This window comes from Agromyces protaetiae (genome assembly GCF_030866785.1).
GTDB classification, from domain to species: Bacteria; Actinomycetota; Actinomycetes; order Actinomycetales; family Microbacteriaceae; genus Agromyces; species Agromyces silvae.
Map to the genome: position 1 here is coordinate 3,323,674 of NZ_CP133018.1, position 13,805 is coordinate 3,337,478.

Sequence of the window (13,805 nt, forward strand, 5' to 3'; positions counted from 1 at the left end):
TAGCACGTAATGACATTTGGTTCACTCGTCATCCGAACTTGGTTGGAGGGTGACGCCCTGCACATCGGGGAGGGCGCCGATCGCGTCGACCAGCACCGCCCGCTCGAGCTCGTTGGCACTGCCCTGGAACTCCAGCACGGCGCGCATCTCGGGCTCCCCCGCCACGCGCGAGGCACCGAGGAGCGACGCGGGCATGCCGAGCGCGGTCGCCGCCGACTGGACCGACTTGAGCGCGCCGTGCTCCGGCAGGTACCTGACCTGGATCCTGATGCGCTCCGGCCCCGGTCGAACCCGATCGCGGAGCCTCGAGAGCGGTCCGACGGTGATCAGGTGCAGCAGCGTGCCCGCGATCGCGAGGAACGGCATCCCCGCACCACAGGCCATGCCGATGGCCGCGACCATCCAGATCGTCGCCGCCGAGGTCAGCCCGTTCACCACGTTGTGGCGCACGAAGATCACCCCGGCGCCGAGGAAGCCGATCCCCGACACGATCTGAGCCGCGATCCGCGACGGGTCGACGACGACGTCGGGACCGAGCACGCTCTCGAACCCGTAGGCCGACACGAGCGTGAACATGGCCGAGCCGAGGCAGACCAGCACGTGCGTCCGCAGACCCGCGCTCTTCTGGCGACGCGATCGCTCCACGCCGATCGCGAGCGACAGCGCGAACGCCAGCGCGAGCAGGCCCAGCTCGGCGCCGAGGTCGGCGTCGAGCTGCCAGATGCTCACAGGTACGGGCGCTGCCTGGCCCGCCCTCGCGCATGCCGCTCGGCCGCCTCGGCCGCCGCGCCGTCGCCCGCCTCCGGTTCGGGCACGGGCACGTCCCACCAGCCCTCGCCGTCCGGCGCATCGGGCAGCGGATCGGTCTCGACGTGCACCAGCGTGGTCCGCGCGGCCGCGCGCGCGGCCGCGACCGCCGCGCGGAGCCGCTCGATCACGCCGGCACCGGGCTCGACCCTGATCACGTCGACACCGAGGCTCTCGGCATTGGCCGCCAGGTCGAGCGGGATGACGGACCCCTCGGCGCCCTCGACATCGAGCATGCGGGCGCGCGTGCCGAAGCGCTCACCCGCGACCGACTCGGAGAGCCGGCCGATGGACGCGTACCCCTGGTTCTGCACGAGCACCACGACGAGCTTGAGGCCCTCGGACACCGCGGTCACCAGCTCGGAATTCATCATCAGATACGAGCCGTCGCCGACCAGGACCACCACCTCACGGTCGTCGCCCTGCGCGACCAGCCCACGCTTCACCCCGAGGCCGCCCGCGATCTCGTAGCCCATGCACGAGTACGCGTACTCCACGTGGTACCCGAGCGGGTCGCGCACTCGCCAGAGCTTGTGCAGGTCGCCCGGCAGCGACCCGGCGGCCTGCACGATCACATCACGGTCGGCGAGCTCGGCCTGCACCGCACCGATCACCTCGGCCTGGGCGGGCAGCTCGCGCCCGGTCGGCGCGGTCGCGAGCCGGACGATGTCGCGCCAGCCGTCGCGCTCGGCCGCGACGCGCTCGGCGTACCCGGCCGGCACGCGCCAGCCGGCGAGCGCCTCGGCGAGCGCGGCGAGCGCCTCGCGGGCGTCGGCGACGAGGGCGACGGATGCCCCGAGCTTGTGCGCGTCGAAGGGAGCCACGTTCACGTTGACGAAGGCGACCGACGGGTCCTGGAACGCGGTGCGGCTCGCGGTGGTGAAGTCGCTGTACCTTGTGCCGATGCCGATGACGACGTCCGCGTCGGCGGCGAGCCGGTTGCCCGCGGCCGAGCCGGTGGCGCCGACGCCGCCGACCGACTGAGGGTGGTCATCGAGGATGGCGCCGCCGCCGGCCTGCGTGGTCGCGACCGGGACGCCGGTCGCCGCCGCGAACGCCGCGAGTGCCGCCTCGGCCCCCGCGTACACGACGCCGCCTCCGGCGACGACGACCGGCCGCCGCGCCGACCGGATGAGCTGCACGGCGCGCGCCAGCGCGCCCGGCTCGGGCACGGGGCGACGCAGGTGCCACTCGCGCTCCGCGAGGAAGGCGGCGGGGACGGCGAGCGTCTCGGTCTGCACGTCCTGGGGCAGCGCGATCGTGACGGCGCCGGTCTCGACGGGGTCGGTGAGCACTCGCATGGCCGCGAGCGCGATGGAGAAGAGCTGTTCGGGCCGGTCGACCCGGTCGAAGTACCGCGACAACGGGCGGAACGCGTCGTTGACGGTGAGGCCGGTGTCGTGCGGCAGCTCGAGCTGCTGCAGCACGGGGTCGGCCACCCGGGTGGCGAACGTGTCGCTCGGCAGCAGCAGCGCCGGCAGCCGGTTGGTGGTCGCGAGGGCGGCACCGGTGAGCATGTTCGTCGACCCCGGACCGACCGAGGCGGTGCTCGCGAGTGTCGCGCGGCGGCGGTTGACGCGCGCGAACCCGACGGCCTGGTGGACCATGGCCTGCTCGTTCCGCGCCGGGCGGTACGGCAGGCGAGACGGGTCGTCGCGCTGCATCTCGCCGAGCGCGCGACCCATGCCGGCGACATTGCCGTGCCCGAAGATGCCGAGCACGCCGGGCACCGTGCGGACACGCGTGTCCCCGTCGACCGTCCACTGCGCCGCGAGGAACTCCGTCAGAGCCCTGGCCACCGTCATCCGCCGGTCTGTCATCGTCGCTCCTTCTCTCCTGCTGCGGTCGAAGACGTTCCTGCGACTCCGCCGGGGCGCTCGGGCGTTCCGAACGGCAGGCGGGGGTCGACGGCCTGCTGCGACCATGACTCCCGAATCGCCGCCTCCGCCGGGTCGTCGCTCACCAGCCAGACCCGCTCACCCGGGCCGGCCATCACATTGAGGTAGTACAGATCCGTGCCGGGCGGCGCAGCCGCCGGGCCGTGGTAGCCGTACGGCACCAGCGCCACGTCGCCGTCGTGGACGCGCGCGGCCGTCTCGATCTCGCCCGCCTCCGACGAATGGGAGGTGAAGACCCCGTACCCCTGCGGGTCCGTACTGAACCAGTAGATCTCCTCGAGCTGCGACTCGACGCCGGGAAGGTCCTCGTCGTGCTTGTGCGCGGGGAACGACGACCAGTTGCCGGCCGGCGTCAGCACCTCGCAGACGATGAGGCGGGCCGCGTCGACGACACCCGGGGTCCCCACGTTCTGCACCTGCCGGCTCGCCCGGCCCGCACCCCGCAGCTCGACCGGCACGTCGGCGGCCGGCACGTACTGCACGGGGCGGCGGTCGCTCGTCAGGGCCTCGGCCACGGCGACGCGGCCGGCGCCGCGCACCGTCATCGCGCTGCCCGCGCCGAGGAAGAGCACGTCGGTCGGGCCGTCGAGCACGCCGCGCCGACCCTCGAGCACGGTCTCGCCTGCGACGTCCGCGTCGTTCCAGGTCACGACGAACGACCCGGCGAGCGGCACGACGAGCCGCTCGACCGATCCGGCCTCGAGCCGGAGCATCCGCTCGCCCTCGAGCCTGCCCACCCGCAGACCCGTGTGCTGCCAGCCGGGCGTGGACGCGTCGACGACGCAGTCCCAGCCGTCGCGAGCGAGCGCGCCGTCGCGGAACAGCCACTCGTTGACCCGCATCAGGCGCCCGCCCCGATCTTCGCGCCCGGGCCGATCGTCCTACCGTGCACGAGCGCGGCCGCCGCGTCGACCGCGGCGGCGACATCGCCGCCGTGCGGGTAGATCAGCGAGCGGCCGACCATGAGGCCGCGGACGCCGGGCAGCGCGAGCGCCCGTTCCCAGCGTTCGAGCTGCCCGTCGAGGCCCGTCTGCGACTCGCCGCCGAGGAGCAGGGTCGGCAGGGTCGTGGCGGCCATCACGCGCTCCATCTCGTCGACGACGGGCAGCTTGAGCCAGGTGTACGCCGAGGTCGAGCCGAGCCCCGCCGCGATCGCGATCGAGGTCATCACGGCCGCCGGGGTGAGGTCGTTCACGATGCGGCCGTCGCGCCACTCGCTCATGAACGGCTCGACCATGATCGGCAGACGCGATGCCGCGGCCGCGGTCACCGCGCGCGCATTGGCCTCGATCGTCGCCGCCGATCCCGCATCGGCGAGATTCACGCGGAGGAGCGTCTTCACCGCGTCGAGCCCATCGCGCAGGACGCCCTCGACGTCGTAGCTGGTGAACCGGTCGTCCATCTCGAACACGGCGCCGCGAAGCCCGCCGCGGTTCATCGAGCCGACGACCACCTTGTCGTCGAGCAGTCCCAACAGGGCCAGGTCCTCGATGATGTCCGGCGTGCCGAGCACGCCGTCGACGCCCGGCCTGGAGAGCGCGCATGCGAGCCGTTCGAGCAGGTCGTAGCGGTCGGCCATGGCGAGGGCCTCCGAGCCGATGCGCAACGCGCCGCGCGCCGGGTGGTCTGCCGCCACGATGAACAGCCGACGACCGTCCGTCATCGACCGACGCCGGCGCGCGGCGAGCGCATCGGCGATCGCGCCGGGCTCGTTGGCTCGGCGCTCGCGAAGCCGCTCGAAGTCGGCGAGCCCGATGTGCGCGCCGCTCACCGTGCGACCCGCTCGCCCGCGAGCACGGCGTCGACCTCGGCCGGGGTCGGCATCGCCTCGGCGCACTCCCGGCGGCCCGCGACGATCGCGCCCGCGGCGTTGGCGTACCGCAGGATCCGCTCGAGATCCCAGCCCGCGAGCAGCCCGTGACAGAGCGCCCCGCCGAACGCGTCGCCGGCGCCGAGTCCGTTGACGACCTCGACACGGTGCGAGGGCACGCGCACCTCGTCGGTCGCGGTGCGCGCGTAGACGCCGTCGGGGCCTGACTTCACGATCGCGAGGTCGACGCCGAGCCCGAGCAGCGCCGCGGCCGCGCCCTCGTCGTCGCGTTCACCGACGGCGACCTCGCACTCCTCACGGTTTCCCACGGCGATGGTCGAGCGGGCGATCGCGGAGCGCGCCGCCTCACCCGCGGTCTCGCGGTCGGGCCAGAAGGTGGCGCGATAGTCGAGGTCGATCACGGTGTGGGCGCGTCGCCCGCGTGCGTCGAGGGCCGTGAGCTGCGCCGAACGCGCGGGCTCCTTCGCGAGTCCGCCGAGGGTGGTCCAGAACAGGTCGGCCGCGCGGATGGCCCGCAGATCGAGCTCCTCCGGCTCGATCTGTTGATCGGGCGCGATCGGGTCGCGGTAGAACGTGATCGGGAAGTGGTCGGGCGGGAAGATCTCGCAGAAGGTGATCGGCGTGGGCGCCGTCGTGCTCGTGCCGACCTGGCCGGACGCGACGCCGAATCGTGCGAGCTCGGCGCGGAGGAACCGGCCGAATCCGTCGTCGCCGACGCCGGAGACGAGGCCGGCGCACCGGCCGAGCCGCGCCGCGGCGACCGCGACGTTGGCTGCGCTGCCGCCGAGATACTTCCCGAACGTCGTGACCTGTTCGAGCGGCACGCCGTCTTGCAGGGGGTACAGGTCGACGCCGAGGCGCCCCATGGTGATCACCTCGAGGTCCGCGGTGCTGCGCGGTCCCGCCTCGATGCGTGTGCTCGTCATACGTCGCTGTACCACTTCCTGTGCCAGGTGCGCCTTCGCCGGACCTGTCAATAGTACCTATTGTCATGACAAAGCCAAACCAGCCGTACTGGGGAAAGGTTCAGCGGCCCGGTTCGGCGGCCCGGTTCAGCGGCCCGGTTCGGCGGCCCGGTTCAGCGGGCCGGTCCAACGGGCCGGTTCGGTCCGATCCCGTGCGGCGGACCCCGGCCGCCCTCCGCGCGACCGCGGAAACGACGACTGCCGGCCCCCCTCGAATCGAGGAGGACCGGCAGTCCGGAGCGGCGTTCGCGCGTCAGTCGCGCGCGAGCAGCTGCAGCGTGTCGATCACGCGGTTCGAGAATCCCCACTCGTTGTCGTACCAGGCGACCACCTTCACGTGGCGGCCGTCGACGCGCGTGAGCTCGGCGTCGAAGATCGACGAGGCGGGGTTGCCCGTGATGTCGGTCGAGACCAGCGGGTCGTCCGAGTACTCGAGAATGCCCCGCAACCGGCCATCGGCCGCCTCGCGGTACGCCGCGAGCACCTCGTCGCGCGTGACGTCGCGCGAGACGGTCGTGTTGAGCTCGACGATCGAGCCGACGGGCACGGGCACGCGCAGCGAGTCGCCCGACAGCTTGCCCTCGAGCTTCGGCAGCACGAGGCCGATCGCCTTCGCGGCACCGGTCGACGTCGGCACGATGTTGACGCCGGCGGCGCGAGCGCGACGCGGGTCGCGGTGCGGTCCGTCCTGCAGGTTCTGCTCCTGCGTGTAGGCGTGCACGGTGGTCATGAAGCCGTGCTCGATGCCCGCGAGGTCGTCGAGGACCGAGGCGAGCGGGGCGAGCGCGTTCGTCGTGCAGGACGCGTTCGAGACGATCGTGTGCGTCGCGGCGTCGTAGGCGTCGGTGTTGACACCGTAGGCGAGGGTGACGTCGGCACCGTCGGCGGGCGCGCTCACGAGCACCTTGCGCGCACCGGCGTCGAGGTGGGCCTTCGCGGCCTCCTTGCTGGTGAACCGGCCGGTGGACTCGAGCACGAGGTCGACGTCGAGCTCCTTCCAGGGCAGGTTCGCGGGGTCGCGCTCGGCGAGCACCTTGATGCGCTTCCCGTCGACGACGAGCACGTCGCCGTCGACCTCGACGGGCCGGCCGAGGCGGCCGAGGGAGCTGTCGAACCGCAGCAGCTGGGCCAGCGCCTTCGGCTCGGTGAGATCGTTGATGGCGACGATCTCGAGGCCGTCGGGCTCGCGCTCGAGCAGCGCGCGGAGCACGTTGCGTCCGATGCGGCCGAATCCGTTGACGGCGATGCGGGTCATTGGGGCAGTCCTTTCAGCACGGATCCCGGCGGTCCGCCGGGACACGACCAGCCTCGTCACGGAGGACCCGGTCCGAAAGTGGCCGCCGAGACACCTTCCGCAAGGATTCAGCCAGGCTCGAGCTCTCGGCTACACGCGTGCGACCGGCACGATCGCCACATCGCGGAGCGCGCCGCCCTCGGCGACGGCGGTCATCATCGTGCAGGCCGGCTGGCGGCGCCGGTCGGTGGGCGAGCCCGGATTCAGCAGCCGGATGCCTCCCGGCGTCACCGTGTCCCACGGGATGTGACTGTGCCCGAACACCAGCACGTCGAGCCCCTCGGTCCCGTACGTGGCATCCATGCGCCGCTCGCGACCGCCCGCCGCGCCGGTCTCGTGCACGACGCCGAACCGCAATCCCTCGATCTCGGCCTTCGCGAACTCCGGCAGCCGCGAGCGCAGTCCCGGCCCGTCGTTGTTGCCGTACACCCCGATGAGCCGCGCCGCGCGGGCCTCGAGGGCGTCGAGCGTCGCGACATCCACCCAGTCGCCCGCGTGCACGACGAGATCCGCGACGTCGACCGCCCGCCACACGTCGTCGGGCAGTCGCTTCGCCCGCGCGGGCACGTGGGTGTCGGAGATGAGCAGCAGCCGCGTCGTCATGCCCCTATCCTTTCGCGGCGCCCTCCGTTCGCGGCGCTCTCCGTTCGCGGCGCTCTCCGTTCGCGGCGCGCGCCGAGGCCCTCCACGTCCTTGCTCAGGAAGATCAGGGCGACACGCCGACGGCAGGGTACCGACACGCCGGCACCGCGGTGCGGCTTCCTGAGCAAGCGGGCCAGCTCAGTCGAACGAGACGCCCGAGGATGCTCCGTGCCCGCGATGCTTCGCACCGCGGAGGATGACGAGTGCGAGTCCGACCGCGGCGACCGCGACCACGGCCGCGCCGAGTGGCGGCAGCACCTCGACGCCCGCCGCCGAGACGGCGAGCGCCGCGAGCGCGGCCCCGATCGCGATGCCCAGATTGAACACGACCGGGATCAGTGCGCCCGCGAGCGCTCGCCGCTCCGGCCCCGCGAGCCGGAGGATCATGGTCTGCGCGAGCGCGGGCAGCGCGCCGGACGCGACACCCCAGACGGTCACCACCGCGATCCCAACCAGCGGATGCGTCGCCACGATGCCGAGCGCGGCGACAGCGATCGCCGTGACCACGGCGCTCAGCACGAGCGCCCGGCCCGTGCGCTCGCCGAAACGCCCGGCGAGCACGATGCCGATCCACGACGCGACACCGAACACGAGCAGCATGCCGCCGACCCCGCCGGGAACGGCGCCGGCCGGCGCCTCCACGAGCCGGGTGATGAACGTGTAGGCGCCGTAATGCCCGACGAGCACCAATGCGACGAGCGCCACGATCCCGAACATCGCGGAGCGACCGCCGGCGCCGGAGGCGCCACGCGCTCCCGCCGCAGCGGCGCCCGGCGCCTCGGCCGCGGCATCCGCTCGGGTGGGCGGCCGACGCACGACCGCCCGGACCAGCCCGGCCGCGATGACCGCCGCGACCGCGAGCCCGCCGAAGGCGGCGCGCCAGCCCACTCCCTGCGCGACGAGGCTGCCGAGCGGCGTGCCGATCACGGTGCCGAGGGTGGCCCCGCCGAGCACGACCGCGACGGCGCGTGCGAGATCGCGGTCCGGCACGAGGTCGGCCGTGTAGGCGTTGGCCGTCGCCCAGAGCAGGCCGACCGCGAGCGCGCCCGCGAGTCTCCCGCCGACCGCGACGGCATATGTGGGCGCGAGCGCGGTCACGGCGACCGAGGCTGCGAGACCGACGAGACTCCAGACGATCACCGCACGCCGGTCGACGCCGCGGGTCAGCCGGACCAGCGGCAGGCTCGCCACCACGACGACGCCCGCCCACAGGGAGACCAGCAGCCCGGTCTGCGCCTCGGTCACGCCGAGGCCGGCGCTCATCTCGGGCAGCACGGCCGTCGGCAGCATCTCGGCGGTGACCATGACGAAGGATGCGGCGCCGAGGACGAGGAGCGAGGCCCAGGGCAGAGGATGACGTGCGGGCGAACCGTCCGCGAGATGTGGGTCGGAGTGGCTGGTGTCGGTCATGACTCGACGGTAAACTCTGACATCAGTGTCAATGTCAAGGTCGGAGTTCACCCCTCGCACAGGGAGCGCGCATGAAGATCGGTGAGGTCGCGAGCCGTGCCCACGTCTCACCCCGGCTCGTCAGGTACTACGAACAGCAAGGCCTCCTCACGCCCACGAGAGAGGCGAACGGCTACCGCGAGTACGACGAGGACGACGTGGCCAGGGTGGGCCGCATCGCCGGACTCGTCCAAGCCGGGCTCACCACCAAGCTCGTGAAGGCGCTGCTCGAGCTCGAGGACCTCGCGCTCGACGACCAGCCGAGTTGCCCGCGCACGGTCGCCGACCTCCTGGCGCGTGAGCTCACCGGCATCGAGGACCGCATCGCCTGCCTCACCCGGAGCCGCAACACCATCCACGACTACCTGCTCCGCACGGAGCACGCCGCGGTCCTCTCCGAGCGGCGCGCGGCCGTCGTCTGAACTCGGGCGCCGCGCCGGGCGCGTCGGTGCGCCGCGCAGTCAGTGCCCCGCGCAGGGCCCCTCAGTGCTCCGCGAACGTCTGGCGGTACTCGCTCGGCGACGTGCCGAGGATGCGGTGGAAGTGCAGACGCAGGTTGGCGCCGGTGCCGAGGCCGACGCGGTCGGCGACCTGCTCGATGCCGAGATCGGATCGTTCGAGCAGCTCCCGCGCCAGATCGACCCGCGCGCGCAGCACCCACTGCATGGGTGTGTACCCGGTGTCCTCGACGAAGCGGCGCGAGAACGTGCGCGTCGACACGTTCGCGTGGCGGGCGAGCGCGCCGACGGTGAGCGGCCGGTCGAGTCGCGTGAGCGCCCACTCGCGCGTGGCCGCGAACACCGGCCCGAGCGACTCCGGGAGCGATCGCGGCACGTACTGGGCTTGGCCGCCGCTGCGATAGGGCGCGGCGACCAGCCGGCGGGCGACGTGGTTCGACAGCGCGACGCCGTGATCGCGGCGCACGAGGTGCAGGCACAGGTCGATCCCCGACGCCGCGCCCGCCGACGTGAGCACCCGCCCCTCGTCGACGAACAGCACGTTCTCGTCGACGTCGATGTCCGGATGCCTCGCCTGGAGCTGCCGCGTGTAGTGCCAGTGCGTGGTGGCTCTGAGTCCGTGCAGCAGACCCGTCGCGGCGAGCGCGAACGCACCCGTCGAGATCGCCGCGAGCCGAGCGCCGCGCGCGTGCGCGGCGCGCAACGCGTCGACCACCTCGTGCGGCGGGTCCTCCCGGTCGGGGTGCCGGTACCCCGGCACGAAGATGGTCTCGGCCCACTCGAGCGCCTCGAGCCCGTCGCTCACGTGATAGGCGAGTCCGTCGCCGCCGGCCACCGGCCCGGGCTCGCGGCCGCACATCCGTACGACGTACGGCATGCTCTGCCGGGTGGTGAAGATCTGCGCCGGGATCCCGACGTCGAGCGGCTTCGCGCCCTCGAGCACGAGGACGGCGACGCGATGGTTGCGGCGGGGCACCTGGCCAGCATGGCATCGACCGCAAGGCTCCGGCCACCACCTGTGCGACGACCGTGAACGCCGGGGACACGCCCGTCAAGCCGTTGCCCGCACGGGCACGGCCGCCTTGACTGGAAACCTGAGGCAGCGCTCCGGCGCGAAAGGGTGGTGCGCGTGAGCGAACAGGAACGGATCGCAGCCGAGGCACGGTCGCGCTGGTCGGGACCCGGTGGCCCGATCTGGACCGACCGGCTCGGCCGGTGGAGCATCCGCGCCGTGCAGCTGATCGTGCTCACCGTCGCCGCGGCCGCGGCGATCTGGGCGCTGGTCCAGGTCAAGCTCCTCGTCATCCCGGTGCTCATCGCGATCATCCTCGCCGCGGCCGCCAGCCCGCTCATCCTGTGGCTCCGCCGGCGCGGCCTGAAGCCGATTCTCGCGGCGTGGATCACGCTGCTCGGCGGCATCATCGTGTTCGGCGGCATCGTGACGGCCATCGTGTTCGCGGTGCGCAGCCAGTGGGGCGCGCTCGCCGACTCGGCGATGGACGGCCTCGACGACCTGCAGAGCTGGCTCGCCGGCCTCGACCTCCCGATCGACACCGAGCAGCTCGACTCGATCCGGGAGACCCTCGTCGGCTTCGTCACGAGCGCCGAGTTCGGCGCCGGTGCGATCGCCGGAGTGTCGGCTGCAACGCAGTTCGTGACCGGCACGGTCCTCGTGCTCGTCGTGCTCTTCTTCTTCTTGAAAGACGGCGACCGCATCTGGGCGTTCTTCCTCCGCCCGTTCACGGGCGCGCGCCTCGAACGCGGACGGCGCATCGGCACCACGAGCGTCACGGTGCTGGGCGGCTACGTGCGCGGCACCGCGATCATCGCGCTCGTCGACTCGGTCGGGATCGGCGTCGCGCTCGCGATCCTGCAGGTGCCGCTCGCGCTCCCCCTGGCCGTCGTGGTCTTCATCGGCGCCTTCATCCCGATCGTGGGTGCGACCGTCGCCGGCATCCTCGCCGCGCTCGTCGCGCTCGTCGCGAACGGCCCGTTCGTCGCACTGATCGTGGTGGCCGTCGTGATCGGGGTGAACCAGCTCGAGGGCAACCTGCTGCAACCGGTCGTCATGGCGCAGTCGCTCAAGCTGCATCCGCTCGTGATCCTCATCGCCCTGACCGTCGGCACCATCCTGGGCGGCATCACCGGAGCGGTGCTCGCGGTGCCGATCGCCGCGGTGGGCTGGGCGATCATCAAGATCTGGGACGCCCCGGATCCGAGCCTCGACGAACGAAAGCCCTGGCGCTCGCGGCGCCGCAAGACATCGCCACCGGAGCCGAACCCGGATGACGCGGAGGGCACCCCTGCGGAGACGCCCGTGGGCGGTGCCTGACCTGCGAGCCCCTGTGCGCGGCAACAACCGCAACGCTTGCCGTGATGAACATCGGTGATGTGCGGCGCATTCGCACGCCTTCGACTATGGTCACGCTTCGGCCGTGAGGAGCGGGATCCAGACGCGCATGCGGGAGGGGCCGCGCTCGGCCCACTCGTGGTAGCGGACGAGGGGAATGTCGGCGCGGGCGCCCGTGCGGGCGTCGACGAGGGTGACGACGACAGCGCCATCGGCGTCGCGGGGCGGCACCGCCGGGCCGGCGCTGCCGGCGGCATCGCGGGGTGCGGTGGCCGGGTCGACGCGGAGGTCGGCGAAGTCGGATGTCTCGAGCGTGGTCCCGGCGAGGTCCACCGATTCGAGCGCGAACACCTCGGGGCCGCGTTCGACCGCGAGCGAGCCGCGGACCGCGTCGACGCGCGGGTCGGGCGCGGTGAAGCGCGGGGCGACCGGCAGTGCCAGCTCGACCTCGTCGCCCGCGGCGAACGCACGCTCGACACGGGCGTACCCGGGCTCGACGGCACGCTCGTCGGCGTCGCCGCCGTCGGCCGGCCGCACGGCGAGTGTCGCGCCCGCCGCCCACGCCGGCACGCGCAGCGCGAGCGTCCACGGCGACGACGCATCCGTGAGCACGCGCACGCGCACCGAGCCGCCTGCCGGGTAGTCCGTCGCGATCTCCAGCGCCACCTCCTGCCCGTCGTCGAGCCGGGTGCGCACGGTCGACGGCGCGTACTGGTGCAGCTGCACGCCCGAGGCATCCGCCGTCGCGAGATACGCGGCCAGGCTCGCGAAGGTGCGCGCCGTGTTCGGCGGGCAGCACGACACCTCGAACCAGGGCGCCCGCAGCGACGACTTCGCGCGCGGCGATACCGACTCGGGGTCGGCCTCGGTGCCGGGCACGCGCTGGTGCAGGGTGTTCGCGTAGTAGAACGCCGTGCCCGAGGCATCCGGCGACGTCTCGACCACGTTGAAGAGCGCGCGCTCGATCGCGTCCGCGTATCGCGGGTCGGCCTGGGCCGCGTCGGCCTGCGCGAGCAGCAGGCGCCACCCGAACATGACGGATGCCACGGCCGCACAGGTCTCGGAATAGGCCCGGTCGGCCGGCAGCTCCCAGTCCTCGCCGAAGGCCTCGTCCTGGTGGTGCGAGCCCTGCCCGCCCGTGACGTACGTGCGGCGCTGTTGCGTAGCCTCCCATTGGCCGTCGAGCGCCCGCAGCAGCTCGTCGTCGCCGGTCTCGACCGCGACATCCGTCGCACCCGACGAGAGGTAGTTCGCCCTGACCGCGTGCCCGCGCAGGCGGTCCGCTTCGCGGACCGGGACGTCGTCCTGGAAGTACGACCGGCCCCACTCGATGTCGGCCAGCGAGCCGCGTCCGTGCCGGTCGACGAAGATGCGCGCCTGCTCGAGGTACCGCGGCTCCCCCAGCGCCCGGCCGAGCTCGGCGAGCCCGACCTCGACCTCGGCGTGCCCGCAGACGCGTTCGTCGCCGCCCTCACCGAAGACCGCGCAGACGAGGTCCGCGGCGCGGCGAGCAATGCCGACGAGTCCGTCATCCGCGTCGGGCCGCGTGCGGTGGCGCGCGACCGCCGCCTGGAACAGGTGCCCGAGGCAGTACAGCTCGTGCCCCCACTCGAGGTCGGACCAGCGCGCGCCCTGACCGGGCCGGCCGAAGCGCGTGTTCAGGTAGCCGTCGGGCTCCTGGGCCGCCGCGACGCGGTCGACGATGCGGCGGAAGCGGGCCTCGAGCTCGGTGGCGCGAGCGCCCGAGGCATCCGTTCCACCACCGTCCTGGGCGCCCGATGCATCCAGCCGCCCGATCTCCCACGCCACCGCCTCGAGGTACTTGTAGACCTCGGAGTCCGAGAACTCCCGGCCGCGCCGCCCGTCGGGCAGCGTGCCCGCCGCGGCGAGATCGAAGTTGCCGAGCCAGCCTTCCCGTTCGAGCCAGCGTTCGATGTGATCGAGCGTGGCCGTGCCGTTGACCGCCTGCCGGCGGCCCCAGATGCCGCCTGTGATGGCGACCTCGTCGAGCCCGAGCGGGCGCAGGGCGCCCGTGGTCGGTGCGACGGGCGCGACCGGTGCGGCGCCCTCGCGGGCGGCGGCGGGCGTGGTGGAGACGGTGAGGGTCATGG

Annotated in this window: 12 protein-coding genes; 2 read left to right on the forward strand and 10 right to left on the reverse strand. The window is 73.0% G+C overall.

Features of this window, described 5'->3' with window-relative positions; genetic code table 11:
• Positions 1-21: 21 nt before the first annotated feature.
• The 8 genes from QU602_RS15265 to QU602_RS15300 form a co-directional block, all read right to left on the reverse strand.
• Positions 22-729 (reverse strand): MgtC/SapB family protein, encoded by a 708-nt coding sequence (locus QU602_RS15265; protein ID WP_308797309.1) that lies wholly within the window; start codon positions 727-729, stop codon positions 22-24.
• Entirely contained in the window at positions 726-2,627 is a 1,902-nt protein-coding gene (gene iolD, locus QU602_RS15270) for a 3D-(3,5/4)-trihydroxycyclohexane-1,2-dione acylhydrolase (decyclizing) (RefSeq protein ID WP_308797310.1), read from the reverse strand. The genes QU602_RS15265 and iolD overlap by 4 nt, the downstream gene beginning before the upstream one ends.
• Entirely contained in the window at positions 2,624-3,547 is a 924-nt protein-coding gene (gene iolB, locus QU602_RS15275) for a 5-deoxy-glucuronate isomerase (protein ID WP_308797311.1), read from the reverse strand. The genes iolD and iolB overlap by 4 nt, the downstream gene beginning before the upstream one ends.
• Entirely contained in the window at positions 3,547-4,476 is a 930-nt protein-coding gene (locus QU602_RS15280; RefSeq protein ID WP_308797312.1) for a Cgl0159 family (beta/alpha)8-fold protein, read from the reverse strand. The genes iolB and QU602_RS15280 overlap by 1 nt, the downstream gene beginning before the upstream one ends.
• Complete coding sequence (gene iolC / locus QU602_RS15285; RefSeq protein WP_308797313.1) at positions 4,473-5,462, reverse strand: 5-dehydro-2-deoxygluconokinase; 990 nt, start codon at positions 5,460-5,462, stop codon at positions 4,473-4,475. The genes QU602_RS15280 and iolC overlap by 4 nt, the downstream gene beginning before the upstream one ends.
• 292 nt (positions 5,463-5,754) lie before the next feature.
• Entirely contained in the window at positions 5,755-6,756 is a 1,002-nt protein-coding gene (gap, locus tag QU602_RS15290; RefSeq protein ID WP_308797314.1) for a type I glyceraldehyde-3-phosphate dehydrogenase, read from the reverse strand.
• Between the two features lie 129 nt (positions 6,757-6,885).
• Positions 6,886-7,398, reverse strand: a complete 513-nt coding sequence (locus QU602_RS15295) for a metallophosphoesterase family protein (protein WP_308797315.1) — start codon at positions 7,396-7,398, stop codon at positions 6,886-6,888.
• 177 nt (positions 7,399-7,575) lie between these two features.
• A complete protein-coding gene (locus QU602_RS15300; protein WP_308797316.1) occupies positions 7,576-8,847 on the reverse strand; it encodes an MFS transporter in 1,272 nt (423 codons plus the stop codon).
• A gap of 71 nt (positions 8,848-8,918) precedes the next feature.
• On the opposite strand from QU602_RS15300, the gene QU602_RS15305 reads away from it, so the two are divergent.
• Positions 8,919-9,308 (forward strand): MerR family transcriptional regulator, encoded by a 390-nt coding sequence (locus QU602_RS15305; RefSeq protein WP_308797317.1) that lies wholly within the window; start codon positions 8,919-8,921, stop codon positions 9,306-9,308.
• Between the two features lie 61 nt (positions 9,309-9,369).
• Here QU602_RS15305 and QU602_RS15310 read toward each other — a convergent pair whose 3' ends face one another.
• A complete protein-coding gene (locus tag QU602_RS15310) occupies positions 9,370-10,320 on the reverse strand; it encodes a GlxA family transcriptional regulator (RefSeq protein ID WP_308797318.1) in 951 nt (316 codons plus the stop codon).
• A gap of 153 nt (positions 10,321-10,473) precedes the next feature.
• On the opposite strand from QU602_RS15310, the gene QU602_RS15315 reads away from it, so the two are divergent.
• Positions 10,474-11,676, forward strand: coding sequence for an AI-2E family transporter (locus tag QU602_RS15315; RefSeq protein ID WP_373692838.1), 1,203 nt, complete (start codon positions 10,474-10,476; stop codon positions 11,674-11,676).
• A gap of 90 nt (positions 11,677-11,766) precedes the next feature.
• On the opposite strand, the gene QU602_RS15320 is transcribed toward QU602_RS15315, so the two are convergent.
• Positions 11,767-13,803 (reverse strand): glycoside hydrolase family 127 protein, encoded by a 2,037-nt coding sequence (locus QU602_RS15320; RefSeq protein ID WP_308797319.1) that lies wholly within the window; start codon positions 13,801-13,803, stop codon positions 11,767-11,769.
• Positions 13,804-13,805 lie beyond the last annotated feature (2 nt).

What these genes read in the sequence shown, in the direction of transcription:
- iolD (WP_308797310.1), bottom strand. Translation starts at nt 2,627, where the DNA reads ATGACAGACCGGCGGATGACGGTGGCCAGGGCTCTGACGGAGTTCCTC.
- iolB (WP_308797311.1), bottom strand. Translation starts at nt 3,547, where the DNA reads ATGCGGGTCAACGAGTGGCTGTTCCGCGACGGCGCGCTCGCTCGCGAC.
- iolC (WP_308797313.1), bottom strand. Translation starts at nt 5,462, where the DNA reads ATGACGAGCACACGCATCGAGGCGGGACCGCGCAGCACCGCGGACCTC.
- gap (WP_308797314.1), bottom strand. Translation starts at nt 6,756, where the DNA reads ATGACCCGCATCGCCGTCAACGGATTCGGCCGCATCGGACGCAACGTG.
- QU602_RS15295 (WP_308797315.1), bottom strand. Translation starts at nt 7,398, where the DNA reads ATGACGACGCGGCTGCTGCTCATCTCCGACACCCACGTGCCCGCGCGG.
- QU602_RS15300 (WP_308797316.1), bottom strand. Translation starts at nt 8,847, where the DNA reads ATGACCGACACCAGCCACTCCGACCCACATCTCGCGGACGGTTCGCCC.
- QU602_RS15305 (WP_308797317.1), top strand. Translation starts at nt 8,919, where the DNA reads ATGAAGATCGGTGAGGTCGCGAGCCGTGCCCACGTCTCACCCCGGCTC.
- QU602_RS15320 (WP_308797319.1), bottom strand. Translation starts at nt 13,803, where the DNA reads ATGACCCTCACCGTCTCCACCACGCCCGCCGCCGCCCGCGAGGGCGCC.